Raw genomic sequence first — 26429 nt, 5'->3', positions numbered from 1 at the left:
CCGTGATCCTGCGCAGCGTCCACCCCGGTGTCGGCGAGCCTTTCGAGCACGACGCCGACGACGCCCGCGACCGCATCGCGGCGCTGTACGCGCCGCCGCGCGCCGACTGGACCCGCATCAACCTGATCGCGAGCGTCGACGGATCGGCGACCGGCTCCGACGGCACCTCCGACACGCTGAGCAACCCGGCCGACCGGCGCATCCTCGGCGTGATCCGGTCGCAGGCGGATGTCGTGCTCATCGGCGCGCAGACGCTGCGGGCCGAGGGCTACCTGCTCCCCCGGCGCGCGCATCTCGCGGTCGCGACCGTCAGCGGCGATCTGAGCGGAGCACATCCGCCGCGCGAGGGCGACACCACCTCGGTTCTCGTGCTCGGCCCGGCCGAGGCGGAGGAGCGAGCGCGGGCGACGATGACCGCCGCGGAGGTCGTGTTCCTGCCCGTGCCGCGCGGCGACGACGGCCGGCCCACGGCCGAGTCGATCCTCGACGCCCTGCACGCCCACGGCGCGACCTCGATCGTCTGCGAGGGCGGACCGGCGCTGGCGGGACAGGTGCTCGCGACTGGCCGCGTCGACGAGATCTGCCTCAGCACGAGCCCGCGCATCGCCGCGACCGGGCACTCGGTGTTCGGCTCCGACACGGGAGCCGCGCAGCCGCTTGAGCTCGCCGGACTGCTCGTCGACCAGATCGGCGGCCTCTACGCGCGCTGGCTCACCCGAGCGAGCTGAGGAACTCCTTCAGGGCGCTGGTCCAGCGCACGGGCGCGTAGTTCCAGAGCCGGGTGTGCTGGGCGGTGTCGAAGGGCTCGTAGCGCACGATGTCGGGTCGGGCCACTGCCAGAGCGCGGGAGGCGCGCGAGGGCACGAACTGGTCGTCATCGCTGTGCAGCACGAGCATGGGCAGCCGCAGCTCGGCGGCGCGGTCGACGAAGTTGAGTCGGGCCAGGTCGACGGGCTGTTCGAGTCCGGTCAGCCGTCGCGAGCCGCGGGAGCCGAGGATGCGCTCGACCAGTCGGCTGAAGGCACCCGGCATTCCGCGCACGGTCACCACCTGGTGGTCGATCGTGTCGGTCCAGTCGACGACCGGCGATTCGAGCACGACGCCGCGCACGACGTCGGCGCGCGGCGAGCGGGTGATCGTCTGCAGCACCGTGGCGCCGCCCATCGACCAGCCCATGAGCACCACGTCGCGGGCGCCGCTCGCGACCGCGTAGCCGAGCGCCGCATCCACATCGGCCCATTCCCGGTCGCCGAGCGCATAGCGGCCGTCGACGCTCGCCGGGGCGTCGCCGTCGTTGCGGTACGAGATCGCGAGCACCGTGTAGCCGGCGTCGTGGAAGGTGTCGACGGCGCGCAGGGTCTCCGCGCGTTTCACCGCGCGCCCGTGCACGAGCACCGCCCAGCGGCCGCCCCGGGCGTCGTCGCCTTCGGCGGGGATCAGCCACGCGGGAGCCGGCCCGAGCTCGGTGTCGATCGCGACGTCGCGGTACTCGTGACCCAGGTCGCGGGGCGTGAGGTAGTACCAGCCGCTCCAGCGTCCCGCGGTCGCCGCGGACAGATCGCCGAACACGACGCGCTCGATGCGGCGGATGACCTGGTCGTCGCCGAGCGACACCACGTCGCCGAGGCGCACATAGCCGGTGTCGCCCGAGAACCAGAGCCCGTAGCGTCCGTCGACCTCGGTCTCGTGATCGCGCGACAGTGCGATCTCGCCGGCGTCCTCGTCGACGCCGATGATGCGCACGTCATCCGGCTTCCTCTTCGGCGGCGTCACCACCGTGCGCGCGACGAGCGCACCGAGGCCGGCGACCCCCGCGCCGAGCAGCGCGGCTCCGGCGACGACGCCGACCGCGACGGCTCCCCCGACCGCGAGACCGCGACGGGCGCGCGATCCCGCACGACGCTGCTGACCGGATGCCATGCCACCTCCGAGCGAACGGATGCGTCGTGTAACACGGCGCACCTGACAGGTCGGCGTGCCGCGGCGGCACGCTCGTGTCTGAACCCTAATCTGCAGGGGTGACCGATACCTCGACGCCGCCCGGGAGCCCCACGGACGCCCCCGCCGAGTTCGAGGCCGCGGTCGCCGCGATCCGCGCCGCCGCGCCGCGCGAGGAGGTCGTGATCACCGAGATCCCGGCCCCGAAGGGACTCGCGCCCAGCGCCTTCGCGCTCGCGGCGGACGTGCGCCCGACCCGGCACGGCATCGACTCGATCCTCGGCACCGGCCGTTTCGTGCTGCTGCACGACCCCGAGGAGCCCGAGGCGTGGGGCGGCCCGTTCCGCGTCATCTGCTACGCGCAGGCCCCGCTCGAGACCGACATCGGACTCGATCCCTTCGTCGCCGACGTCGCCTGGGCCTGGCTCACGGATGCGCTGGCGGCGCGCGGAGCGGACTACGCCGCCGCGTCCGGAACGGCCAGCAAGACGCTCTCCACCGGCTACGGAGAGCTCGCCGATCAGGGCGACGGCGCCGAGCTCGAACTGCGCGCCTCCTGGTCGCCGCTCGACGACCGCGTGGGCGCCCAGGTCGAGGCCTGGGCCGAGCTGCTGTGCATGCTGGCCGGGCTTCCCCCTACTCTCGAAGGCGTGACCATGCTGAGAACGACCCGGGCGGCACGTGACTGACACCGCCGCACCGGGCGCCCGCCCCGAAGACCACGCGCCGCTGATCGTCATCGACACGGTCGAGGGCTACCGCGCCGCCGTCGCCGAGATCGCCGCCGGCGAGGGGCCGGTCGCGATCGACGCCGAGCGCGCCTCCGGCTTCCGCTACTCCCAGCGCGCCTACCTCATCCAGGTCTTCCGTCGCGGCGCCGGCGTCTACCTCTTCGACCCGCCCGCGATCGGCGACTTCTCCGAGCTGCAGGCTGCGATCGGCGAGGAGGAGTGGGTCCTCCACGCCGCCAGCCAAGATCTCGCCTGCCTGCGCGAGGTCGGTCTCGATCCGGCGCGCATCTTCGACACGGAGCTCGGCGCGCGTCTCGCCGGACTCCCCCGCGTCGGACTCGGCACGGTCGTCGAGCAGCTGCTCGGCATCCATCTCGCGAAGGAGCACTCGGCCGCCGACTGGTCGACGCGGCCGCTGCCGCAGAGCTGGCTCGTCTACGCCGCCCTCGACGTCGAGCTGCTGCCCGACCTGCGCGACGCGGTCGCCGATCTGCTCGAGTCGGGCGGCAAGCTCGAGTACGCCGAGCAGGAGTTCCAGGCGACCCTCGCCAAGGAGCCGCCCGTGCGCACCGATCCGTGGCGCCGTCTCTCGGGCATCCACTCGATCCGCTCCCCGCGCTCGCTCGCCGTCGCGAAGTCGCTCTGGGAGGCGCGCGACGCCTACGCGCAGGAGGTCGACACCGCTCCGGGTCGACTCGTGCCCGACGGCTCGCTCGTCGCCGCCGCGAAGGCGCTGCCGCCGACCAAGCGCGACCTCGCCGGCATCAAGGAGTTCGTGGGTCGGGCGAGCCGCAGCCAGCTCGATCGCTGGTTCGCCGCGATCGAGGCGGGTCTCGCCGCGACCGAGATCCCGTCGCTGCGCGCGCCCGGCGATGCCGGGCCGCCTCCGCCGCGCATCTGGCCCGACCGCGACCCCGAGGCCGACCGCCGCCTGAAGAAGGCGCGTGCCGGCATCACCGTGATCTCGGAGCACGTCAGCATCCCGGTCGAGAACCTGCTGACCCCCGAGCTGCTGCGCCGTCTCGCCTGGACTCCGCCTGAGAGCGCCGATCGTGACACGATCGCCGCCGCCCTCGCCGAGCTCGGCGCTCGCCCGTGGCAGATTGACGCAACCGCACAGGTGATCGCGGATGCCTTTGTGGAAGCCCGACAGGACGGCGCCGAGGCGCCCGACGCCGCTTCGTAGCCTCCGTCAAAGGATTCCTGCCTCCCAGGCTCGATTCCTAGGCTTGCTCTCGTCCCTGGATCTACCCGAGGAGAGGCACTGTGGCCGAGAGAAACGATGTCGTGTTCGTCGATGGGGTTCGCACCCCGTTCGGACGCGCTGGAGAGAAGGGGCAGTACTGGGGCACCCGTGCTGACGACCTCATCGTGAAGGCGATGATCGGTCTGCTCGAGCGCAACCCCTCGCTGCCGAAGGACCGCGTGGATGACGTGGCGATCGCCGCGACCACGCAGACCGGCGACCAGGGGCTCACCCTCGGCCGCACCGCCGCGATCCTCGCCGGACTCCCGCTGTCGGTTCCCGGCTATGCGATCGACCGGATGTGCGCCGGCGCCATGACCGCCGCCACCGCCGTCGCCGGCGGCATCGCCTTCGGGGCCTACGACGTCGCCATCGCGGGCGGCGTCGAGCACATGGGCCGCCACCCGATGGGCTTCGACGCCGACCCGAACCCGCGCTTCCTCGCCGAGAAGCTGGTCAGCCCCGACGCGCTCAACATGGGCAACACGGCCGAGCGCCTGCACGACCGCTTCCCCGCGCTCACGAAGGAGCGGGCCGACCGCTACGGCATGCGCAGCCAGCAGAAGGTCGCCGCCGCCTACGAGGCCGGCAAGATCCAGCCCGACCTCGTGCCGGTCGCGATCCGCAGCGCTGAGGGCTGGGGACTCGCGACCCGCGACGAGGGCATGCGCCCCGAGACCACGATGGAGGGTCTCGCGAGCCTGAAGACGCCGTTCCGCCCGCACGGCCGCGTCACGGCCGGCAACTCCTCGCCGCTCACCGACGGCGCGACGGTCTCGCTGCTCGCGAGCGCCGACGCCGCGAAGGAGCTCGGCCTCTCGAGCAAGATGCGCATGGTCAGCTTCGGCTTCGCCGGCGTCGCCCCCGAGGTCATGGGCATCGGACCGATCCCGTCGACCGAGAAGGCGCTGAAGAAGGCCGGCCTGACGATCGACGACATCGGGCTCTTCGAGCTCAACGAGGCGTTCAGCGTGCAGGTGCTGTCGCTGCTCGACCACTTCGGCATCGACGACGAAGACCCGCGCGTCAACCCGTGGGGCGGCGCGATCGCCATCGGCCACCCGCTCGCCTCCTCGGGCGTGCGCCTCATGATCCAGCTCGCGGCGCAGTTCGCCGAACGCCCCGACGTGCGCTACGGCCTGACCGCGATGTGCGTCGGCCTCGGCCAGGGCGGCTCGGTCATCTGGGAGAACCCGCACTTCGACGGAAAGAAGAAGAAGTGACCGACGTGACCACCGCATCCACCGACCTCAGCCGTTTCGACAAGCTCGCCGCGCTCGACCCCGACGAGGTGGTCACGCACTCCTACGTGCGCGACATCACCCTGCCGAGCGGCAGCGTGCTGGCTCTGCTCACGCTCGACAACGGGCGCGACCACACCCGCCCGTCCACGCTCGGCCCGGCGACCCTGCTCGAGCTCTCGCGCACGCTCGACGAGCTGCGCGCCCGTGCCGCCGCCGGCGAGATCCACGGCGTCGCCGTGACCGGCAAGCCGTTCATCCTCGCCGCGGGCGCCGACCTCTCGAAGGTCGGCGAGATCCCCGACCGCGAGACCGGACTGCTCATGGCGCAGCTCGGACACCTCGCCCTCGGCAAGCTGTCGACGCTGGGCGTGCCGTCGTTCACGTTCATCAACGGCCTCGCCCTCGGCGGCGGCGTGGAGATCGGCCTCAACTCCGACTACCGCACGATCGACAGCTCGGTTCCGGCGCTCGCGCTGCCCGAGGTGTTCCTCGGCATCATCCCGGGCTGGGGCGGCGCCTGGCTGCTGCCGAACCTGATCGGCATCGAGAACGCCCTCGAGGTGATCATCTCGAACCCGCTCAAGAACAACCGGATGCTCAAGGCCCAGCAGGCCTTCGACCTCGGCATGGCGGATGCGATCTTCGGGCCCGCAAACTTCCTCGAGGAGTCGCTGCGCTTCGCGGACGGCGTCATCACCGGGAAGACGGTGATCAAGCGGAAGAACGCGCCGGGCAAGCTCGAGCGCGCGGTCAAGTGGGATGTCGCGATCGGCATCGCCGAGAAGACGCTCGCCTCGCGCATCGGCCGGGTTCCGAAGAGCCCGTACAAGGCTCTCGAGCTGCTCAAGGCGGCGAAGAACACCGACAAGGCCACCGGCTTCGCAGCGGAGGACGAGGCCCTCGCCGACCTCATCTCGGGCGACCAGTTCCGCGCGTCCATCTACGCCTTCAACCTCGTGCAGAAGCGCGCGAAGAAGCCGGCCGGCGCGCCCGACCCGAAGCTCGCGAAGAAGATCGGCAAGATCGGCGTGCTCGGGGCCGGGCTCATGGCCTCGCAGTTCGCGCTGCTGTTCGTGCGCCGCCTGCAGGTTCCGGTCGTCATCACCGACCTCGACCAGGCGCGCGTCGACAAGGGCGTGGAGTACATCCACTCGGAGATCGACGCGCTGCTCGGCAAGGGCCGCATCGACTCGGACGAGGCGAACCGTCTCAAGGCCCTCGTGACCGGCACGGTCGACAAGGCCGACTTCGCCGACTGCGACTGGGTCATCGAGGCCGTCTTCGAAGAGCTCGGCGTGAAGCAGTCGGTGTTCGCCGAAGTCGAGCAGCACATCGCCGACGACGCCATCCTGGCGACGAACACCTCCTCGCTGTCGGTCGAGCAGATCGGCGCGAAGCTGAAGCACCCGGAACGCCTCGTCGGCTTCCACTTCTTCAACCCGGTCGCGGTCATGCCGCTGATCGAGGTCGTGAAGACGCCCGCGACGACCGACGAGGCGCTGAGCACCGCGATGGTCACGGCGAAGGGTCTGCGCAAGAACGCGGTCATCACGACCGACACTCCCGGCTTCGTGGTCAATCGCGTGCTGGCGAAGGTGCTCGGCGAGGCGATGCACGCGGTCGAGCAGGGCACGTCGTTCGAGACCGTCGTCGAGGCGCAGCGTCCCTTCGGCCTGCCGATGGACCCCTTCGTGCTGCTCGAGCTCGTCGGCCTCAAGGTCGGCGCCCACGTGCTCGACACGCACCACGCCGCGTTCCCTGAGCGCTTCTTCGAGAGCACGGCGCTGCACGAGCTCGCCGAGCTTGGGCACATCTACGAGAAGGACTCCAAGGGCAAGGTCAAGGGCGTCGACAAGGCCGCCCAGAAGATCGTCGACAAGCACCGCGCCAAGGATGCGACGCCGTACACGGCCGAGCAGCTGCGTCAGCGGTTCGAAGACGGCCTGGCCGATGAGATCCACCGCATGCTCGAGTCGGATGTGGTCGCCGCGGCGGAGGACATCGACCTCTGCCTGATCCTCGGCGCCGGCTACCCCTTCCAGATGGGCGGCGTGACGCCGTACCTCGACCGGGTCGGCGCCTCGGAGCGCGCCTTCGGCGACACCTTCCACCACCCGAAGATCGTCGGCGTGGTGTGAGCCGCACCGCGAACTGAACGACGAAGGCCCCGGGATCCCGTCCCGGGGCCTTCGTCGTTTCTCCGCGCAACGTGATCAGCAGCGCGGGCCGCGCTCAATGCGGTGCGGGCGCGCCCTCCATGCCGGGCTGGTCGGCCGGCCTGCGGATGAAGAACGCGAGCACGATCACGACCATCGAGATTCCGGCACCGAAGAGGAAGGCGTAATGCACTCCCCCAGCCACCTCGCTCGGCGAGGCGTGCTTGAGGTCGGTCGCACCGGTGCTGAGGATCCCGATCGCGAACAGGGCCACGAACAGCGCCGTGCCGGCGGCCGCGGCCACCTGCTGCAGGGTTGCGACGGTCGCCGAGCCGTGCGAATAGAGCTTCGGCGTCAGGGATCCGAGACCGGTCGTGAAGAGCGGCGTGAACAGGAACGCGAGCCCGAGGCTGAGCACGATGTGCGAGGCCAGCACGACCCACAGCGGCGTGCCGTCGCCGAAAGTCAGCGCCATGATCCAGAACGCGAGGCTGATCACGATCGAGCCGGGCACCACGAGCACGCGCGGGCCGACCTTGTCGTAGAGACGACCGACGATCGGACCGAGCGCGCCCATCAGCAGGCCGCCGGGCAGCAGCAGCAGGCCGACGACGCTCGCATCCTGTCCGAGCGCGTTCTGCACGAACTGCGGGATCAGGATGACGGTGCCGAAGAGCGCGAGCATGCCGACCGCGAGCATGACCAGCGACATCGTGAACTGGGAGGAGCGGAAGGTGCGCAGGTCGAGCAGCGCCGCGTCCCGCTTCTGCAGCGAGACCTGGCGCAGCACGAACGCGACCAGGCCGACGACCCCGACGACGATCGGGATCACGGGCGGGATCGCGGTCGCCTCACCGGCCGACTCACCGAGCGACGACAGACCGTAGACCAGGGCGCTGAATCCGATCGCCGACAGGATGACCGACGGCACATCGAGCGGGGTCTTGCGCTGCTCGGAGACGTTCGGGATCCAGGCGATGCCGGCGACGAGCATGACCAGCGCGATCGGCAGCATGACCCAGAACAGGCCGGCCCAGGGCAGCACGGTGAGCAGCAGTCCCGAGAACGCCGGGCCGACGGCCGGAGCCATCGACATGACGATCGAGACGCGCCCCATGATCCGGCCGCGGTCCTGCGGCGGGACGACCGTGAGCATCGTGGTCATCATCAGCGGCATCATCACGGCGGTGCCGCTCGCCTGCACGACGCGGCCGACCACCAGCAGGCCGAAGACCGGCGACACGGCGGCGATGAGGGTGCCGATGCTGAACAGCGTCATGGCAGCGATGTAGAGCGTGCGCGTGCTGAGCACCTGCAGCAGCCAGCCGGTGATCGGGATCACGACGGCCATGGTCAGGGCGAAGGCGGTCGTCAGCCACTGCCCCGTGCTGGCGCTGACGCCGAGGCTCTCCTGGATGTCCGGGATCGCGACGCTCATCGCCGTCTCGTTGAGGAAGACGGTGAAGGTGGCGGCGAGCAGCAGGACGAGGGCGATCCGGTTGCGACGGCGCGTGGCCTCGTCGAGGGTCCCGCCGGCTCCGGCGGCGTCGAAGCAGCCGGTCTGGGGGTCGCGGATGGCGTTGTCGGTCACAAGGTCTCCTGGTCTCAGGGCGCGGCCGGAACCGCTGAGGCGCTCGTGGCGCGGGTGGTGGGGTGCTCGGAGGTTCAACGCGACGGGAAGCGGAGCATTCCCGGATCGCACTGATCGGCGCGCATCCGGGCGCAGCGTGCAGAGCCGACCGGATGTTCACACTGTACACATAGTACACCGGCGACCGCGGACATCCACATGAACACTGGTCGGGGGGCGACCCGGGCCCGGCGCCGGACAGCGGAGCGGTCGGTGCTCAGTCGCGCCGCAGCACGTCGTCGCGCAGGACCATCTCATCGGGCAGCGGACGCGCCCGCGGGATGCGCGTGCCGAGCACCTGCGACACGATGTCGCGCGCGATCGCCTGGTCGGTCAGCCCGACCTGCTCGAGGATCTGATCCCGGCTGGCGTGATCGATGAACTCGTCGGGCAGTCCGAGCTCGTCGACCGCCGTGTCGACGTCGGCGGCGCGCAGGTCTTGACGGATGCGCGTGCCGATGCCGCCGACGCGGATGCCGTCTTCGATCGACACGACGAGCCGGTGCTCGGCGGCGAGCTCGATCACGCTCGGCGGAACCGGCACGACCCAGCGCGGGTCGACCACGGTCGCGCCGATCCCCTGCGCGGCGAGCCGCTCGGCGACCGTCATCGCCAGCTTCGCCATCGGCCCGACCGCGACGAGCAGCACGTCGCGATGCGGCGCCTCGCGCAGCACATCCACGCCGTCGCCGGTGCGGCGCACCGCGTCGTACTCGCTGCCGACGGAGCCCTTCGAGAAGCGCAGGACCGTCGGCCCGTCGTCGACGGCCACGGCCTCGCCGAGCTCCTCGCGCAGGCGCGTCGCGTCCCGCGGTGCGGCGATGCGGATGCCGGGGATCGCCTGCAGCACGGCCAGGTCCCACATGCCGTGATGGCTGGGGCCGTCGGGTCCGGTCACGCCGGCGCGGTCGAGCACGAGGGTCACACCGGCCTTGTGCAGCGCGACATCCATCATCAGCTGGTCGAAGGCGCGGTTGACGAAGGTCGCGTAGAGCGCGACGACCGGGTGCAGCCCGCCGAAGGCGAGGCCCGCGGCGCTGGTGACCGCGTGCTGCTCGGCGATGCCCACGTCGAAGACCCGCTCGGGGAAGCGCTCGGCGAAGCGGTGCAGGCCGACCGGGCGGAGCATGGCCGCCGTGATGCCGACGAGCTTCGGGTCGCGCTCGGCGAGAGCGACGATCTCATCGGCGAAGACGCTCGTCCACGAGGGCTTCGACGCGACCTCGACCGGCTCGCCGGTCTCGGGGTCGATCTGGCCGACCGCGTGGAACTGATCGGCCTGGTCGTGCACGGCGGGCTCGAAACCGTGCCCCTTCTCGGTGATCGCGTGCACGATGACCGGCGCCGCGTACTCCTTCGCCTGGCGCAGCGCCTCCTCCATCGCCGCCTGGTCGTGACCGTTGACGGGACCGATGTATTTGATGTCGAGGTTGGAGTACAGCGCCTCGTTGTTGACGAATCGACTGAGGAAGCCGTGGGTTCCGCCGCGCACCCCGCGATAGACGGCGCGGCCGACCGGACCCAGCTTGTCGAACACGGCCTCGCTCGAACGGTGCAGCGAGCGATAGGCGGGGCGGGTGCGCACGGTGCTGAGGAACCGCGCCATGCCGCCGATCGTGGGCGCATAACTGCGGCCGTTGTCGTTGACGACGATCACGAGGCGGCGCACGTTGTCGTCGCTGATGTTGTTCAGCGCCTCCCACGTCATCCCGCCCGTCAGCGCACCGTCGCCGACGACGGCGACCACGTGGCGGTCGTCCTGGCCGGTCATCGCGAAGGAGCGGGCGATGCCGTCGGCCCAGCTGAGCGAGCTCGAGGCGTGCGACGACTCGACGATGTCGTGCTCGCTCTCGGAGCGCTGCGGGTAGCCGGCGAGGCCGCCGCGCTCACGCAGGTGCGAGAAGTCCTGGCGACCGGTCACGAGCTTGTGCACGTAGCTCTGGTGGCCGGTGTCGAAGATGATCGCGTCCTTCGGCGAGTCGAAGACGCGATGGATGGCGAGGGTCAGCTCGACGACGCCGAGGTTCGGTCCGAGGTGGCCGCCGGTCTTCGCGACCTCGGCGACCAGGAACCGGCGGATCTCCCCCGCCAGCACCAGCATCTGGTCGGGCGTGAGGCGATCGAGGTCGCGCGGACCGCGGATCGTCTCGAGCAGTGACATGGTTTCAGCCTATTCCTCGGGGTCGGCGCGGCCCGCACCATCCACCCGCGCTCGGCGGACGCGGAGGTCACGGATCGGACACGGCGAAGGCCCGCCCCGAGCGGTCGGGGCGGGCCTTCGCGGCGATGCGGCGTGCCTCAGACGAGGCTGCGCAGCACGTACTGCAGGATCCCGCCGTTGCGGTAGTAGTCGGCCTCACCGGGGGTGTCGATGCGCACGACCGCGTCGAACTCGACTGGCTGCTTGCCCGCGGGCGAGTGCTCGCTCGGGGTCGCGGTGACCTTCACCGTCTTCGGCGTGGTGCCGTTGTTGAGCTCCTCGAGACCGGTGATCGAGACGATCTCGGTGCCGTCGAGGCCGAGCGACTCCCAGCTCTCGCCCTGCGGGAACTGCAGCGGCACGACGCCCATGCCGATGAGGTTCGAACGGTGGATGCGCTCGAAGCTCTCGGTGATGACGGCCTTGACGCCGAGCAGCGAGGTGCCCTTCGCCGCCCAGTCGCGCGACGAGCCCGAGCCGTACTCCTTGCCGCCGAAGATCACCAGCGGGATGCCGGCGGCCTGGTAGTTCTGGCTGGCGTCGTAGATGTACGACTGCGGGCCCTCGGGCTGGGTGAAGTCGCGGGTGAACCCGCCCTCGACGACCTGGCCGTCGTTGACGGCCTGGACGATCGCGTTCTTGAGACGGATGTTCGCGAAGGTGCCGCGGATCATGACCTCGTGGTTGCCGCGACGTGAGCCGTAGGAGTTGAAGTCCTTCTGCGCGACGCCGTGCTCGGTGAGGTACTGCGCGGCCGGGGTGCCGGCCTTGATGTTGCCCGCGGGGCTGACGTGGTCGGTCGTGACCGAGTCGCCGAGCGTGGCCATGACGCGCGCGCCGGTGATGTCGGTGACCGGGGTCAGCTCCATCTTCATGCCCTCGAAGTACGGGGGCTTGCGCACGTAGGTCGACTTCTCGTCCCACTCGAAGACCGGACCGGTCGGGGTCGGCAGGCTCGTCCAGCGCTCGTCGCCGTCGAAGACGGTCGCGTACTGCTTGATGAACTGCTCACGCGAGATCGACGAGTCGATGATCTGCTGCACCTCGGCAGGCTCGGGCCAGATGTCCTTGAGGAACACCTCCTGGCCGTCCTTGCCCTTACCGAGCGAGTCGCTGTCGAAGTCGAAGTTCATCGAGCCGGCGAGGGCGTAGGCGACGACGAGCGGCGGCGACGCGAGGTAGTTCATCTTCACGTCGGGGCTGATGCGTCCCTCGAAGTTGCGGTTGCCCGAGAGCACCGCCGTGACGGCGAGGTCGTTGTCGTTGATCGCGGCCGAGACCTCCTCGATCAGCGGGCCGGAGTTGCCGATGCAGATCGTGCAGCCGTAGCCGACGGTGTAGAAGCCGACGCTCTCGAGGTCCTTGTCGAGGCCCGACTTCTCGTAGTAGTCGGTGACGACCTTCGATCCCGGCCCGAGGGTGGTCTTGACCCACGGCTTGCGGGTCAGGCCCTTCTCGACGGCCTTCCGGGCGAGCAGACCCGCCGCGATCATGACCGAGGGGTTCGAGGTGTTGGTGCACGAGGTGATCGCCGCGAGGGTGACCGCGCCGTTGTCGAGCAGGTAGCTGTCGCCCGAAGGCTGCGTGACCTTGACCGGGTTCGACGCCGCGTGGCGGTCGCCGCTCGCGAGGAGGCCCGCGTGGGCGTGCTCGTGCTGATGCGACACGTGCTCGTGGTTCACGGTCTCGTGCTCGACGCCGGGCGCGGTGCCCGGGTCGGACGCCGGGAAGGTGCCCTCGACCTCGACGGCCTCGTCGGTCGCCTCGGCGTAGTTGAGGATGTCCTTGCCGAACTGCGACTTGGCCTCGGAGAGCAGGATGCGGTCCTGCGGGCGCTTCGGGCCGGCGATCGACGGCACGACGGTCGCCAGGTCGAGCTCGAGGTACTCGCTGAACGCGGGCTCGACCGAGGGGTCGTGCCAGAGCTTCTGCTGCTTGGCGTAGTCCTCGACCAGCTGGACGGCGTGCTCGTCGCGTCCGGTCAGACGCAGGTAGTCGAGCGTGACGTCGTCGATCGGGAACATGGCGGCGGTCGAGCCGAACTCGGGGCTCATGTTGCCGATGGTGGCGCGGTTCGCGAGCGGAACCGAGCCGACGCCCTCGCCGTAGAACTCGACGAACTTGCCGACGACTCCGTGCTTGCGCAGCATGTCGGTGATGGTGAGCACGACATCCGTCGCGGTCACGCCGGCGGGGATCTCGCCGGTCAGCTTGAAGCCGACGACGCGCGGGATGAGCATCGACACGGGCTGGCCGAGCATGGCCGCCTCGGCCTCGATGCCGCCGACGCCCCAGCCGAGCACGCCCAGGCCGTTGACCATGGTGGTGTGCGAGTCGGTGCCGACGCAGGTGTCGGGGTAGGCGCGCAGGACGCCGTCGACGGTGCGGTCGTAGATGACCTTGGCGAGGTGCTCGATGTTGACCTGGTGCACGATGCCGGTTCCCGGCGGCACGACCTTGAAGTCGTCGAAGGCCGTCTGGCCCCAGCGCAGGAACTGGTAGCGCTCGCCGTTGCGCTCGTACTCGATCTCGACGTTGCGCTCGAGCGCGTTGTCGCTGCCGAAGAGGTCGGCGATGACCGAGTGGTCGATGACCATCTCGGCGGGCGACAGCGGGTTGATCTTCTTCGGGTCGCCGCCGAGGGCGGTGACGGCCTCGCGCATCGTGGCGAGGTCGACGATGCAGGGCACGCCGGTGAAGTCCTGCATGACCACGCGGGTCGGCGTGAACTGGATCTCGGTGTCGGGCTCCGCGTTCGGATCCCACGACCCGAGGGCGTCGATCTGCGCCTTGGTGATGTTGGCGCCGTCCTCGGTGCGGAGGAGGTTCTCGAGCAGCACCTTCAGGCTGAACGGGAGCTTCTCATGACCCGGGACGGTGTCGATGCGGAAGACCTCGTAATCGGTGTCTCCGACCTTCAATGTGCTCTTGGAACCGAAACTGTTGACCGTCGACACTGCTGTCTCCTCCGTGAACTCGCGTCCATCCTGGTGGGGTCCGGACAACCCCGTCCAGCAAGGCAAGCCTAAGCCTGCGGCCCGCGATCGAAGCCGGGATGGACGCGTCGATTTATCTCGACATCGAGATACTTTACACGCCGGAGGCGGGCTTCTCAGCGTCGGCGGGGCGTGTCCACGCGGCGCGCATCATGAGCCAGGTGACCCAGAGCAGCGCGGCGTAGAACGGCACGCCCATGACGAGCTTGGTCGCGCCGAGGGCCTGCGTCGCGTCCGCCAGGTAGAGCGGAAGCTGCACGGCGAGGCGCAGCAGCGAGAGCGCGGCCCAGAAGATCGAGGCGACCGTGGCGACGCGGAGCTTCGCGCGGTCCTTCGGCCAGCCGGTATCGCCGGTCAGGAAGCCGGCGATGATCCCGACGATCGGACGGCGCACGAGGATGGTGATGATCACGAGCAGGGCCGTGCCGCCGTTGATGAAGAAGCCCGGCACGAAGTTGTCGCGCGCATTGCCGGTCCACAGCGCGAGCGCCGCGGAGATGGCGATGCCGAGCAGACCGGCCACCGCGGTCATCACCGGCTGGCGCTGCACCGCCCGCGCGACGATCAGCAGCACGGCCAGCACCGCCGGCGCGATGACCGACGGCAGCAGCCGCTGCGTGATCGTGTAGGTCACGAGGAAGCCGACCCCGGGCAGGATCGACTCGATCAGCCCGCGGATGCCGCCCATGGCGCCGAGCAGAGCACCGGCCGTCGGGGCCTCCCCCGGCGTCACATGCCCCAGACCCGAGCGGCGAGCGGCCTGGGCCATCGCCTCCTGGAACGTCGGCTGCCGATCCGCGTCACCCGCCGCGGTCGCGTCGCTCGCGTCCGCAACGGGCTTGTCGCTGTCGTGCGCGTCGCTCATCCGGCGTCGGGCTGAGCGCCGGCCGGCACGTGCAGCGGGATGAGGTCGCGCGGGGGCATCGGCTGACCGCCGCGCACGACGACGATGCTGCGGAACAGCTCCTCGATCTGCGCCCCGGCCTTCTCGTCGACGGCCGCCTTGCCGCTGATGACGCCGCGCAGGAACCAGCGCGGGCCGTCGACGCCGATGAAGCGGGCGACGCGGGTGCCCCCCTCGGCGCCGGCCGGAGCCGGGATGCGGGTCAGCAGCTCGGGTCCGAGCGCGCCGTCGCGCTCCTCGACCTCGCCGCCCTGGCGGCGCAGCTGCTCGGCGATCTGCTCACGGATCTCGTGCCAGAGCCCGCTCGATCGCGGCGCGGCGAAGGGCTGCACCTGCAGCGTGGACTCCGCGAAGTCGAGCGCGACGGCGACGACCCGCTGGCTGCCCTCCTCGACCTCGAGGCGCAGGCCGAGCTCGGGGCGCGGCAGGATCTTCACCCCGCCGAGGTCGACATAGGGGCGCACCGGGTTCGACTCGGCCTCGTCGAGGGGACCCTCGGTGTCGCGGTCCTCCGGCGCCGACTTCGGCTGATCGACGACGGCGTCCTCGTCGTTCGCGCTGCTCTCGACCGCGGCGGTCGTCGCCTCGAGCTCCTCGTCGGCGACCTCGGTCTCGAGATCGGCCTCGATCTCGGCCACCTCGGCGGCCTCGACCGCGCTGTCGGCGTCGGCCTTGCGGGACTTGCGGGACTGGCGGGGGCTCATCGCTGCTCTCCTGTCGTAGCGGCATCCCCGGTCGGGGCGGCGCCGTTCGCATCGCTGTCGGCGGCCGACGCGGCGCCGGCGTTGCGGTGCGCGTAGCCGGTGGATCCGAAGCCGCCTTCGCCGCGCTCGCTGCCCGGCAGGCGATCCACGGGCACGAAGCGGGCGCGGGTCACGGGCATCACGATCAGCTGGGCGATCCGGTCGCCGACCGCGACAGAATACGGCACCCGGGCGTCGGTGTTGAGGAGCGTCACCTTGATCTCGCCGCGGTAGCCGGCATCCACCGTTCCCGGGCTGTTCACGATCGTGATGCCGTGCTTCGCCGCGAGGCCGCTGCGCGGCACCACGAAGGCGGCGTAGCCGTCGGGCAGGGCGATCGCAACGCCGGTGCCGACGACAGCGCGCTCTCCGGGGGGCAGCACCGCCGGCTCGGCCGCGCGCAGGTCGGCGCCCGCGTCGCCGGGGTGCGCGTACTCCGGCACCGTCTCGGACACGATCAGGACCTCGCACGCCTCACTCACGCTGTCGAGGCTAGGGGGTCGAGACCGCCGGGCGCACGCGGGCGGTCCGCACCCGCCGCGGTCGGCCGTGCGGTCCCCGTGCCCGACAATGGAGACCATGGAGATCTACCGCGAGCGGCTGTCGCCCACGCCGTGGCTGTTCGTCGCGACCGCGCTGCTCATCCCCGCGAGCCTGCTCGTGTTCCTGCCCATCAGCATGGTCGCTGGCGTCATCGCCGCGATCGTGAGCTACGCGGCGGCGGTGGTGATCCTTCTCGCGACCACGCCCAAGCTGGTCGTGACGAGTGACGAGCTCATCGCGGGCCGGGCTCGCCTCCCCCGCGATGTGGTCGGCGAGGTGAGCGCCTACCGCGGAGCCGAGGCGACCCTGCAGCGGGGTCGCCTGCTGGATGCGCGCGCGTGGCTGCTCATCCGCGGCTGGATCCACCCGGTCGTCAAGGTCGAGCTGCGTGACGACGAGGACCCGACGCCGTACTGGCTGGTGTCGACCCGACGGCCGGACGAGCTCGTCGCCGCGCTCGCGCGCTCCTCGGACTAGTCGGCTCGCTGTCCGATGAGACGACGCAGCGCCCGCAGCCTGAGGCTGCGAGCGCTGAAGTCGGTCGGTCGGGTGTCGCTCAGGCGGCGCACTCGTGGCAGATCGGCCCGAGCTTGCCCTCGTGGTCGAGCTGCGAGCGGTGCTTCACGAGGAAGCAGCTCATGCAGGTGAACTCGTCGGCCTGCGGAGGAAGCACGACGACGTCGAGATCGACATCGGCGAGGTCCTGGCCGGCGAGTTCGAAACTGCCCGGGTTGTCGGCGTCTTCGACGTCGACGACACCCGACATCTTGTCGGGAACCCGCTCCTGGAGGGCCTGGATCGACTCGGTGTCGTCGTCGGTCTTCCGGGGAGCGTCGTAGTCGGTTGCCATTCCCATCCATTCCAGAATCAGCCGGACCCGGCGGTTCGGCGGCGTCAGTCTGCATCATCGTCCCTGGTTTGGCAAACCCGTTCCCGGGCGCCTTTCGAGACGTCGATGGAACTCGCGGCGCGCCCGCGATATTCCCGGCTTCCGGGCCCCTCGCGTGGCACTGTTGTCGCGACCATCGAGAGCGGGAGAAGGACCTCATCATGCAGGAGCTGAAGGTCACCGGAGTCGAGGACGGAGCGCTCGTCGTCGTCGACATCCACGGCACCGAGTACCGCGTCGCAGTCGACGACGCCACGGCCGCGCGCCTGCGCCGCCCCCGTGCGGTCGCGCGTGGGGAGCGCAAGGTCGCGCCGCGTGAGATCCAGGCGCACATCCGCGCCGGCCTGTCGGCCGACGACGTCGCCGCGATCACCGGCGCCGACGTCGACGACGTCAAGCGCTACGAGGGTCCGGTGCTCGCCGAGCGCGAGTACATCGTCGAGTCGGCGCTGAGCGTCGCCGTGCACACGCCGCAGGATGCGGACGACGAACGCCCCAGCTTCGGCTCGGTCATCCGCGCCCGACTCGCCGACGCCGAGGCGATCGACGAGCGCTGGAGCAGCTGGAAGGACCCGGAGCAGGGCTGGGTGGTCAAGGTCACCTTCGCCGCGAACACGGTCGAGCACGACGCCCGCTGGGGCTTCGATCCGCGCAAGCGCTCCCTCTCCCCGCTCAACGCCGACGCGATCACGCTCTCGCAGCAGGAGGTCGAGACCCCGGCGCCGCTGATCCCCCGTCTCCGCGCCGTGCCGAGCGAGGGCGCGGGCGAGTCGGCGCGTTTCGACAGCAACGCCTTCCGCGTCGAGCCGGGCAGCGCCGGTCCCGAGGTGCAGCAGGTCGGCTTCGGACGGGAGTCCGAGCTGAACCAGACCGCCGACCTGCTCGAGGCGCTGCGTCGCCGCCGGGGCGAGCGCGAGCCGCTGCCGATGGATGAGCCGGAGCCCGAGATCGACCACCCGTCGCTGTCGACGCCGCCGAGCATCCGTCTCGTCGAGGTGCCGCTCGACGGTCTCGAGGGCGCGTCGTCCGCGACGCCGGCCGTCGACGACGAGCACCCGGACTGGGACGCCGCGGCCGACGCCGCCGCCGAGAGCGACCCGGCCCCCGCTGCGGCCCCGCAGCGCGTCGCGGAGACGACCGGCGCCGCTCGAGCGTCGCGCCGCAGCCGGGCCGCCATGCCGAGCTGGGACGAGATCGTCTTCGGCGCTCGCACCGACGACGACTGAGCCCACGACGTCGCCAGACCGCCGTGCGCGGTTGACGGACGGTCGCCGCCGCCACGGCTCGGATCAGGCTCCGCGGAAGCGCAGCAGCGGCACGAGGGTCTCCTCGGGCGTCGCCGACCCGTGCTGGCCGACCATTCCGCGCGCCGGCGAGCCGGCGTCCTGGTAGAAGGCGACGCGACCGCGCGCGCCGACGAGCACATCGCCGATGCGCGGGGCGATGACCGGATCGACGGTCGCGCCGAAGAGCCCGCCGTCGATGGCCTCATCGCGGGTCGCGACCCACGCCAGCTTGCCCAGGCGGCGCTGCCAGCGGTCGGCGATCGCGACGGCATCCGCTCCGGCCTCGAGATGCAGCTGCAGGCAGCGCGGCTCGCCCGCGACGTGACGCACGCCGTCGAACAGCTCCGGCTCGGGGATGACGTGCCCGTCCTCCGGCACGTCGACCACGCCGTGGTCGGCGGTGACGAGCAGCAGATCCTCGGGGCCGAGCCGGCCGATGAGGTCGCCGAGCGCGGCGTCGGCCTGCTCCAGCGCCGACGTCCACTCCCCCGACTCGATGCCGTGCCGGTGGGCGACCTGGTCGAGCTCGGGGATGTAGAGGTAGGCGAGCAGCCGATCGTGACGCCGCAGCTCCTCGGCCGCGCGTGCGGTCCTGTCGTCGATCGACTGGCCGGGCACGAACTCGGCGCCGCGGAGCGCGGCGCGCGTGAAGCCGGAGTCGCGATAGCGCGGCGGCGCGATCACGACCGCGGGCACCCCGGCGGCGACGGCCCGCTCGAACACGGTCGGCACGCGCTGCCAGTCGAGCGGGTCGCTCAGGGCATCCCAGCCGTTCAGCAGGTTGAGCACCCGGTCGTTGGCCGCATCGAGCGCCGAGTATCCGACGAGACCGTGGATGCCGGGCTCGACCCCGGTGGTGAGCGTCGTGATCATGGCGGCGGTCGTCGACGGGAACCCGACCGCGGCCGTCGCCCCCTTGACGAATCCGGGAGCCAGCCGCCGGGCGTGCCCGAGACGCTCGCGCAGCGCCGCGGCGCCGAGCCCGTCGACCAGTGCGACGATCACCCGGCGCGCCGGCGGCAGGCCGAGGGAACCGGGTTCGCCGAGCACCGTGCGCAGCGAATCCGGCAGCACCTCGGAGAGTCGGAACCGGGTGTCCTGGCGCGCCGGTAGCATGCAGGCGATCTTATGACTCCCCCAGCGAAGAGCCCCGCCAGCGCGGGCGACACCACCGGCCCCGGAGAGCGCATCGAGGACATCGACCTCGCGCTCGAGATGCAGGGCTCGTTCCTCGAATACGCCTACTCGGTCATCTACTCGCGGGCGCTCCCCGACGCGCGCGACGGACTCAAGCCGGTTCAGCGCCGCATCCTCTTCCAGATGGGCGAGATGGGACTGCGTCCCGAGCGCGGGCACGTGAAGAGCGCCCGCGTCGTCGGCGACGTCATGGGCCGCCTGCACCCGCACGGCGACAGCGCGATCTACGACGCCCTCGTGCGGCTCGCGCAGGACTTCGCGCTGCGCGTGCCGCTCGTCGACGGCCACGGCAACTTCGGCTCGCTCGACGACGGTCCGGCCGCCTCGCGCTACACCGAGGCCCGCCTGCAGGCCGCCGCCATGGCGATGATCGACGGACTCGACGAGGACGTCGTCGACTTCGTGCCCAACTACGACAACCAGCTCGAGCAGCCCAGCGTGCTGCCCGCCGCCTACCCGAATCTGCTCGTCAACGGCACGAGCGGCATCGCGGTCGGCATGGCCACGAACATGGCGCCGCACAACCTCATCGAGGTCGTCGCGGCCGCGCGTCACCTGCTCGACAACCCCGAGGCCACGCTCGACGACCTCATGGCCTTCGTGCCCGGCCCCGACCTGCCGACCGGCGGCACGATCGTCGGCCTCGACGGCATCCGCGACGCCTACGCCACCGGCCGCGGCTCGTTCAAGACCCGCGCCAAGGTCAGCGTCGAGCAGCTCGGCCCGCGCCGCACCGGGCTCGTCGTCACCGAGCTGCCCTATCTCGTCGGCCCCGAGCGCGTGATCGAGAAGATCAAGGACGGCGTCGGCGCGAAGAAGATCAACGGCATCGCGGATGTCGTCGACCTGACCGACCGCAAGCACGGCCTGCGGCTCGTGATCGGCATCAAGACCGGGTTCAGCCCGGAGGCGGTGCTCGAGCAGCTCTACCGCCTCACCCCGCTCGAGGACGGCTTCTCGATCAACAACGTCGCGCTCGTCGGCGGCAGCCCTCAGACACTGGGCCTGCGCGAGCTGCTGCGGGTCTACCTCGACCACCGCATCGACGTCGTCACCCGCCGCTGCCGCTACCGTCTCGCACGCAAGCAGGAGCGCCTGCACCTCGTCGACGGGCTGCTCATCGCGATCCTCGACATCGACGAAGTCATCCAGGTCATCCGCTCCTCCGACGACACCGCGCAGGCGCGCAGCCGCCTCATGGACGTCTTCGACCTCAGTCAGCTGCAGGCCGACTACATCCTCGAGCTGCAGCTGCGCCGTCTGACGAAGTTCAGCCGCATCGAGCTCGAGAAGGAGCGCGACCAGCTGCGCGCCGAGATCGCCGACCTCGAGGAGCTGCTGGCCAGCCCGGTCAAGCTGCGGTCCCTCGTCTCGACGGAGCTCGACGAGGTGGCCGAGCGGTTCGGCACCCCGCGTCGCACCCTGCTCACGAACGCGCGCCCCTCGGTCGCGACGGCGGGCGCCCGCAAGGCCGCCGCCGCGGCGAGCCTGGAGATCGCGGATGCGCCGACCGTCGTCGCGCTCTCGACGACCGGCCGCGCCGTGCGCATCGATCTGCCGGAGGGCGTCGAGGAGATCACCCCGCCGGCACGTCGCAGCCGGCACGACGCGATCCTCTCGACCGCGCGCACGACGACGCGGGCGGAGCTCGGCGCGATCACCTCGCGCGGCCGCCTGGTGCGATTCACGCCGATCGACCTGCCCGCGGTTCCGCCGAACTCGGTGCAGCTCGCGGCCGGGGCGAAGATGCGCGAGTACCTCGGGCTCGCCGACAAGAAGGAGCGCGTGCTCGCTCTCGTGCGCCTCGACTCCGAGACGCCGCTCGCACTCGGCACCCGCGACGGCGTGGTCAAGCGCGTCATCCCGAACGCCTGGCCGAACCGGCCCGACTTCGAGGTCGTCGCGCTCAAGGGCTCGGACGAGGTCGTGGGCGCCGCCCCGGCGGACGACGATCGCGAGCTCGTGTTCGTCACCTCGGATGCGCAGCTGCTGCACTTCGCCGCGGGCGGAGTGCGTCCGCAGGGAGCCGCCGCGGGCGGGATGGCGGGCATCAAGCTCGGCAGCGGGGCGACCGCGATCTTCTTCGGCGTCGTCGACCCGGAGGGCGCGGTCGTCGTCACGATCTCGACCTCGGGCGAGACGCTCGTGGGTGCCGACCCGGGCCGCGCGAAGGTCTCCGACTTCGCCGAGTTCCCCGGAAAGGGCCGCGCGACCGGCGGTGTGCGCGCACACGCCTTCCTCAAGGGCGAGACGCAGCTGTCGCTCGCCTGGGTCGGACGCGGTCCGGCGCTGGCCGTCGGCTCGGACGGCCAGCAGCGCGCGCTGCCCGAGGGAGGCGCGCGTCGCGACGCCTCGGGCACCCCGCAGGACGCGGTGATCGGCTCGGTCGGCTCGGGGATCTGACCCCGCGTCACCGCCGAGACTCGAACGGCCCGCCGGTCACCCGGCGCGCCGTTCGTCGTCACACGTGCGGGACGAAGCGCTCCCACGCGCGACGCCGGTCGCCGCGCGGATCGGACTCGATGCGGTCATCGACGTCGATGATGAGCGTGAGTCGCGACTGCTCGTCGTAGCGCGGCCATCCGGGGTCGACCTCACCCGCGTAGGCGAAGTGCAGCCAGTTCGTCCGCACCCGGCGCCCGGCGCGCTCGAAGTCGCGGTATCCGCCGAGCGCGCCCATGACGCGGCCGAGCACGCTGCGGGCCTTGTCGAAGACGGCGAAGAGCTCGATGCCGTGCGTCGCATCCAGCCCCAGCAGTCGCGCCAGCCGGGGCGCGAGGTCGAAGCGGTACATGTAGGTCGGCGCGTAGCGGGAGTGACCGGACGCCGCAGCGACCGACGGGAACCAGAAGGCGTGGTCGCCGGCGAGGTCCATCGCGTGGCGCTGCTTCGGCAGCCCCGGATAGGTCGCGGTCAGCGCCGTCACGGCGTCGGCGGCGGTGCCGGAGAGGATCGCGCGGATGCGGTCGGGCGTCGTCGCGAGGATGTCGAGCCGGCCGCGGAACAGAGAGCCCTCGCGGTCGTTCGTGCCGATGATGAGCGGGATCGGCATCGCGCTGCCGTCAGCGAAGGCCTCGGTCGGCCGCTGCGGCAGGAAGTCGCCGTCGAGCACCCCGACCCAGGCGACCGTGCCCGGTGTGCGGTCGATCGCCCCCTCGGCGAAGCGCTGCGAGGCGATCACCCACGCGGTCGCGGCGGCGTGGTCGAGCACCTCGACCTCGGAGCGCCCCGCGGTCACGCCGGGATGCTTCTCTTCGATGACCTCGCGCAGGATGCGCACGAAGTCGGCGGCCCACTCGGCCTGCAGCTCGCGCGAGTAGACCGCCTCGACGGGCGAGCTCTCGGCGATGGCCTTGGCGAAGAGACCGCGAGCTGCGGGTGCGGTCATCAGGGTCGTCACGACACCGGCTCCGGCGGATTCGCCGAACAGGGTGACGTTGTCGGGGTCGCCGCCGAAGGCCGCGATATTGTCGCGGATCCACTCGAGCGCCGCGACGACATCCCGCAGCCCGAGGTTCGCGTCGATCGGACGCTCCGCCGTGCCGTAGCGGGAGAAGTCGAGCCAGCCGAGCCCGGCGAGCCGGTAGTTGAGGTTGACGAAGACGACGCCGCCGTCGTGCACGAGCCCCTCGCCCTGCTCGGGCATCTCGCGCGAAGAGCCGACCGAGAACGCGCCGCCGTGCACGAACACCATCACCGGGCGCAGCTTCGCGGTCGTCGGCCGCGGGGCGATCACGTTGAGCGTCAGGCAGTCCTCGTCCTGATCGCTCGGCAGCGTCGGGATCGCGACCGGACCGCGCGGATCCTGCGGGGCGACCGGCCCGAACTCGATCGCCGGTCGGACGCCCGACCAGGGCAGGGCCGGTTCGGGCGCGCGCAGCCGGCGCGCTCCGACGGGCGGCGCCGCGTACGGGATGCCTCGCCACATCCGCAGGCCGCGGCGGATGACGCCCTCGACCACGCCGGCGGTCGTCGACACCGTCAGCGTGCCCTCGAGCTGGGTCTCGCCCGCCGTATCCGTCACCTTCCGGATGCTAGGACGCGAGGTGCGCGGTGCGCTGGGAACACGATCCGTGCTCACTCCTCGACGCCTCGGCTCAGGCGTCGATGCGGGCCCGGTTGAGGCCCTGGCCGGCGATGATGAAGTCCTTGCGGGGGGCGACGTCGTTCCCCATCAGCAGCTCGAAGACGTTCGCAGCCGACTCGGCGTCGGTGACCTGCACACGACGCAGGGTGCGGTGCGAGCCGCTCATCGTCGTCTCGGCCAGCTGGTCGGCATCCATCTCGCCGAGGCCCTTGTAGCGCTGGATCGGCTCCTGGTAGCGCCGGCCCGACTTCTTCAGCGCGGCGAGCACCGAGTGCAGCTCCTGCTCCGAGTAGGTGTAGATCACGTCGTTCGGCTTCGAGCCGTTGTTGATCGCGACGACCCGGTGCAGCGGCGGCACGGCGGCATAGACGCGGCCGTCTTCGATCATCGGCCGCATGTAGCGGAAGAACAGGGTCAGCAGCAGGGTGCGGATGTGCGCGCCGTCGACATCCGCGTCGCTCATGATGATGACCTTGCCGTAGCGCGCCTGCTCGAGGTCGAAGGTGCGACCAGAACCGGCTCCGACGACCTGGATGATCGACGCGCACTCGGCATTCGAGAGCATGTCGGAGACCGAAGCCTTCTGCGTGTTGAGGATCTTGCCGCGGATGGGCAGCAGCGCCTGGAACTCGCTGTCACGGGCGAGCTTCGCCGTGCCCAGCGCCGAATCGCCCTCGACGATGAACAGTTCGCTCTCGGCGACGTCGTTCGAGCGGCAGTCGACGAGCTTGGCCGGCAGCGACGACGACTCGAGCGCGTTCTTGCGGCGCTGGGTCTCCTTGTGCGCGCGAGCCGCGATGCGGCTCTTCATCTCGGCGACGATCTTGTCGAGCACGCTCGCCGCCTGCGTCTTGTCTTCCCGCTTGGTCGAGGCGAAGCGCTCGGCCAGGGCGGCGTTCACGACGTTCGAGACGATCGCGCGCACGGCCGGGGTGCCGAGCACCTCCTTCGTCTGACCCTCGAACTGCGGCTCCGGCAGGCGCACGGTCAGCACCGCGGTGAGGCCGGCGAGGATGTCGTCCTTCTCGAGCTTGTCGCTGCCCATCTTGAGCTTGCGGGCGTTGCGCTCGGTCTCGGCGCGGAAGAACTTCATCAGCCCCTGCTCGAAGCCGGTCTGGTGTGAGCCGCCCTTCGGGGTCGCGATGATGTTGACGAAGCTGCGGAACACCGTGTCGTAGCCGGTGCCCCAGCGCAGCGCCAGCTCGACCTCGCACTCGCGGTCGAGCTCGGTCGGCTCCATGTGCCCGTTCGCCTGGAGCACCGGGACGGTCTCCTTGTAGCTGCCGGTTCCGGTGATGCGCCAGACGTCGGTCACCCCGGCATCCGGCGCGAGGAAGTCGACGAACTCGGTGATGCCGCCGTCGAACTGGAACTTCTCGCGCACCGTCTCCTGGCCGCGCTCATCCACCAGCTCGATGCCGAGCCCGGGCACGAGGAACGCGGTCTGCCGTGCGCGGCCGATCAGGTCGAGCAGCTGGAACTCGGCGTCGCGGCCGAAGATCTGCCGGTCGGCCCAGTAGCGGATGCGCGTGCCGGTCACGCCCTTCGCGGCCTTGCCGATGACACGCAGCTCGCTGCCCGAGACGAAGGGCGTGAAGGGCGCGTCCGGAGTCTTCTCGCCGCTGTCGGCGAAGGTGCCGGGCTCGCCGCGGCGGAACGACATCGCGTAGGTCTTGCCGCCGCGATCCACCTCGACATCGAGGCGCTCCGAGAGCGCGTTGACGACCGAGGCGCCGACGCCGTGCAGACCGCCCGAGGCGCCGTAGGAGCCGCCGCCGAACTTGCCGCCGGCGTGCAGCTTCGTGAAGACGACCTCGACGCCGGTGAGACCCGTCTTGGGCTCGACGTCGACCGGGATGCCGCGGGCCCTGTCGCGCACCTCGACGCTCGCGTCGCCGTGCAGCAGCACCTCGATGCTCGAGCCGTGACCCGCCAGCGCCTCGTCGACCGAGTTGTCGATGATCTCCCACAGGCAGTGCATGAGGCCGCGCGAGTCGGTCGACCCGATGTACATGCCGGGGCGCTTGCGCACCGCCTCGAGACCCTCGAGAACCGAGAGGTGACGGGCGGAGTAGTCGTCGGCCACGGGCGTCCTTCCTGGGACCGGAGCGTGGGGGTGCCCCGGGCCGCAGACCAGGATAGGCGCGTGGCCGCCTCCCCCGCCGTCGCCACACGGCACAGGCCGCGGATGCCGTGCCCTGCCCGCACAGACTGCTCCGCCGTGAGCGAAACGAACCCTTCGTGCCGGTGTTCCGAAGCACTCCTGTGGTCGAATGGAGGCATTCGCAACACCAGGTCGCCGACCCGACGCGAGAAGGAGCACCCCATGACGCAGATGACTGACAGCGCCATCGACGCCACCCTCACCGCCCTCGACCGCTGCGACTCCTGCGGAGCCCAGGCGTACATCCGTGTGACGCTCGCCTCGGGTGAGCTGCTCTTCTGCGCCCACCACGGCGCGAAGTTCAAGGAGAAGCTGTCCGGTCAGGCCATCGAGTGGCACGACGAGACGGCGCGTCTCCAGGAGACCCGCTGACCCAGACCCGGGGCTGAGAACAGCCCGAAGAACGGCGCGCACCGCATTCCGCGGGGCGCGCCGTTTCGTCGTGCGGGGTGCCGGGCGACGGCGCCGAACATCG

General features: G+C 70.9%; 20 protein-coding genes. 9 read left to right on the top strand and 11 right to left on the bottom strand.

Annotated elements, in window-relative coordinates:
• The first annotated feature begins 2 nt into the window (after positions 1-2).
• Entirely contained in the window at positions 3-728 is a 726-nt protein-coding gene (locus FJ657_RS10295; protein WP_141163543.1) for a dihydrofolate reductase family protein, read from the top strand.
• On the opposite strand, the gene FJ657_RS10290 is transcribed toward FJ657_RS10295, so the two are convergent.
• Positions 712-1920 carry an alpha/beta hydrolase family protein gene (locus FJ657_RS10290; RefSeq protein WP_141163542.1) on the bottom strand — a complete coding sequence of 403 codons (1209 nt, stop codon included), beginning with the start codon at positions 1918-1920 and terminating at the stop codon, positions 712-714. The genes FJ657_RS10295 and FJ657_RS10290 overlap by 17 nt on opposite strands.
• Positions 1921-2018: 98 nt before the next feature.
• On the opposite strand from FJ657_RS10290, the gene FJ657_RS10285 reads away from it, so the two are divergent.
• From FJ657_RS10285 to FJ657_RS10270, 4 genes are all read left to right on the top strand, one after another.
• Positions 2019-2627 (top strand): DUF3000 domain-containing protein, encoded by a 609-nt coding sequence (locus FJ657_RS10285; protein ID WP_141163541.1) that lies wholly within the window; start codon positions 2019-2021, stop codon positions 2625-2627.
• Positions 2620-3855: an HRDC domain-containing protein gene (locus tag FJ657_RS10280; protein WP_141163540.1), complete on the top strand. Its 1236-nt coding sequence runs from the start codon at positions 2620-2622 to the stop codon at positions 3853-3855. The genes FJ657_RS10285 and FJ657_RS10280 overlap by 8 nt, the downstream gene beginning before the upstream one ends.
• An 80-nt stretch (positions 3856-3935) precedes the next feature.
• Positions 3936-5138, top strand: a complete 1203-nt coding sequence (locus FJ657_RS10275) for a thiolase family protein (protein ID WP_141163539.1) — start codon at positions 3936-3938, stop codon at positions 5136-5138.
• On the top strand, positions 5135-7297 hold the full coding sequence (locus tag FJ657_RS10270; protein ID WP_439653937.1) for a 3-hydroxyacyl-CoA dehydrogenase NAD-binding domain-containing protein: 2163 nt from the start codon (positions 5135-5137) through the stop codon (positions 7295-7297). Before FJ657_RS10275 ends, FJ657_RS10270 begins: the two co-directional genes overlap by 4 nt.
• Positions 7298-7391: 94 nt before the next feature.
• On the opposite strand, the gene FJ657_RS10265 is transcribed toward FJ657_RS10270, so the two are convergent.
• The 6 genes from FJ657_RS10265 to dut all read right to left on the bottom strand — a co-directional run bounded on the left by FJ657_RS10265 (position 7392) and on the right by dut (position 16270).
• Positions 7392-8906 carry a DHA2 family efflux MFS transporter permease subunit gene (locus tag FJ657_RS10265; protein WP_255447255.1) on the bottom strand — a complete coding sequence of 505 codons (1515 nt, stop codon included), beginning with the start codon at positions 8904-8906 and terminating at the stop codon, positions 7392-7394.
• Positions 8907-9162: 256 nt separating this feature from the next.
• Positions 9163-11106 carry a 1-deoxy-D-xylulose-5-phosphate synthase gene (dxs, locus tag FJ657_RS10260; RefSeq protein ID WP_141163538.1) on the bottom strand — a complete coding sequence of 648 codons (1944 nt, stop codon included), beginning with the start codon at positions 11104-11106 and terminating at the stop codon, positions 9163-9165.
• A gap of 137 nt (positions 11107-11243) precedes the next feature.
• The gene (acnA, locus tag FJ657_RS10255; protein WP_141163537.1) at positions 11244-14102 is read right to left on the bottom strand and encodes an aconitate hydratase AcnA; all 2859 of its coding nucleotides are present in this window, start codon (positions 14100-14102) and stop codon (positions 11244-11246) included.
• A gap of 133 nt (positions 14103-14235) precedes the next feature.
• Positions 14236-15006: a DUF3159 domain-containing protein gene (locus FJ657_RS10250; protein WP_141163536.1), complete on the bottom strand. Its 771-nt coding sequence runs from the start codon at positions 15004-15006 to the stop codon at positions 14236-14238.
• Entirely contained in the window at positions 15003-15749 is a 747-nt protein-coding gene (locus tag FJ657_RS10245; RefSeq protein ID WP_141163535.1) for a DUF3710 domain-containing protein, read from the bottom strand. Before FJ657_RS10245 ends, FJ657_RS10250 begins: the two co-directional genes overlap by 4 nt.
• A complete protein-coding gene (gene dut, locus FJ657_RS10240) occupies positions 15746-16270 on the bottom strand; it encodes a dUTP diphosphatase (protein WP_181408939.1) in 525 nt (174 codons plus the stop codon). Before dut ends, FJ657_RS10245 begins: the two co-directional genes overlap by 4 nt.
• A gap of 97 nt (positions 16271-16367) precedes the next feature.
• Between dut and FJ657_RS10235 the strand changes: the two genes are divergently transcribed.
• The gene (locus FJ657_RS10235; RefSeq protein ID WP_141163533.1) at positions 16368-16808 is read left to right on the top strand and encodes a DUF3093 domain-containing protein; all 441 of its coding nucleotides are present in this window, start codon (positions 16368-16370) and stop codon (positions 16806-16808) included.
• Positions 16809-16887: 79 nt separating this feature from the next.
• Here the strand turns inward: FJ657_RS10235 and FJ657_RS10230 are convergent, their stop codons facing one another.
• A complete protein-coding gene (locus tag FJ657_RS10230; protein WP_141163987.1) occupies positions 16888-17181 on the bottom strand; it encodes a DUF4193 domain-containing protein in 294 nt (97 codons plus the stop codon).
• A 200-nt stretch (positions 17182-17381) separates the two neighbouring features.
• On the opposite strand from FJ657_RS10230, the gene sepH reads away from it, so the two are divergent.
• Positions 17382-18446: a septation protein SepH gene (gene sepH, locus FJ657_RS10225; RefSeq protein WP_141163532.1), complete on the top strand. Its 1065-nt coding sequence runs from the start codon at positions 17382-17384 to the stop codon at positions 18444-18446.
• 63 nt (positions 18447-18509) lie between these two features.
• Here the strand turns inward: sepH and FJ657_RS10220 are convergent, their stop codons facing one another.
• Positions 18510-19622: an alkaline phosphatase family protein gene (locus tag FJ657_RS10220; RefSeq protein WP_141163531.1), complete on the bottom strand. Its 1113-nt coding sequence runs from the start codon at positions 19620-19622 to the stop codon at positions 18510-18512.
• A 12-nt stretch (positions 19623-19634) separates the two neighbouring features.
• On the opposite strand from FJ657_RS10220, the gene FJ657_RS10215 reads away from it, so the two are divergent.
• Positions 19635-22106 (top strand): DNA gyrase/topoisomerase IV subunit A, encoded by a 2472-nt coding sequence (locus tag FJ657_RS10215; RefSeq protein WP_141163530.1) that lies wholly within the window; start codon positions 19635-19637, stop codon positions 22104-22106.
• 58 nt (positions 22107-22164) lie between these two features.
• Here the strand turns inward: FJ657_RS10215 and FJ657_RS10210 are convergent, their stop codons facing one another.
• A complete protein-coding gene (locus FJ657_RS10210; protein WP_181408938.1) occupies positions 22165-23727 on the bottom strand; it encodes a carboxylesterase/lipase family protein in 1563 nt (520 codons plus the stop codon).
• A 73-nt stretch (positions 23728-23800) separates the two neighbouring features.
• A complete protein-coding gene (locus FJ657_RS10205) occupies positions 23801-25876 on the bottom strand; it encodes a DNA gyrase/topoisomerase IV subunit B (protein ID WP_141163529.1) in 2076 nt (691 codons plus the stop codon).
• A gap of 240 nt (positions 25877-26116) precedes the next feature.
• On the opposite strand from FJ657_RS10205, the gene FJ657_RS10200 reads away from it, so the two are divergent.
• Entirely contained in the window at positions 26117-26326 is a 210-nt protein-coding gene (locus FJ657_RS10200; RefSeq protein WP_141163528.1) for a DUF7455 domain-containing protein, read from the top strand.
• Positions 26327-26429 lie beyond the last annotated feature (103 nt).

It is taken from the genome of Schumannella soli (assembly GCF_006517435.1).
In the GTDB taxonomy this organism is placed as follows: Bacteria; Actinomycetota; Actinomycetes; order Actinomycetales; family Microbacteriaceae; genus Schumannella; species Schumannella soli.
This window is presented reverse-complemented; position numbering and strand designations above follow the sequence as displayed.

Bases quoted from the DNA above. Each gene is read 5' to 3' on its own strand.
- dxs (WP_141163538.1), bottom strand. From the start codon at position 11,106: ATGTCACTGCTCGAGACGATCCGCGGTCCGCGCGACCTCGATCGCCTC.
- FJ657_RS10220 (WP_141163531.1), bottom strand. From the start codon at position 19,622: ATGCTACCGGCGCGCCAGGACACCCGGTTCCGACTCTCCGAGGTGCTG.
- FJ657_RS10230 (WP_141163987.1), bottom strand. From the start codon at position 17,181: ATGGCAACCGACTACGACGCTCCCCGGAAGACCGACGACGACACCGAG.
- FJ657_RS10235 (WP_141163533.1), top strand. From the start codon at position 16,368: ATGGAGATCTACCGCGAGCGGCTGTCGCCCACGCCGTGGCTGTTCGTC.
- FJ657_RS10290 (WP_141163542.1), bottom strand. From the start codon at position 1,920: ATGGCATCCGGTCAGCAGCGTCGTGCGGGATCGCGCGCCCGTCGCGGT.
- sepH (WP_141163532.1), top strand. From the start codon at position 17,382: ATGCAGGAGCTGAAGGTCACCGGAGTCGAGGACGGAGCGCTCGTCGTC.
- FJ657_RS10245 (WP_141163535.1), bottom strand. From the start codon at position 15,749: ATGAGCCCCCGCCAGTCCCGCAAGTCCCGCAAGGCCGACGCCGACAGC.
- FJ657_RS10200 (WP_141163528.1), top strand. From the start codon at position 26,117: ATGACGCAGATGACTGACAGCGCCATCGACGCCACCCTCACCGCCCTC.
- FJ657_RS10215 (WP_141163530.1), top strand. From the start codon at position 19,635: ATGACTCCCCCAGCGAAGAGCCCCGCCAGCGCGGGCGACACCACCGGC.
- FJ657_RS10250 (WP_141163536.1), bottom strand. From the start codon at position 15,006: ATGAGCGACGCGCACGACAGCGACAAGCCCGTTGCGGACGCGAGCGAC.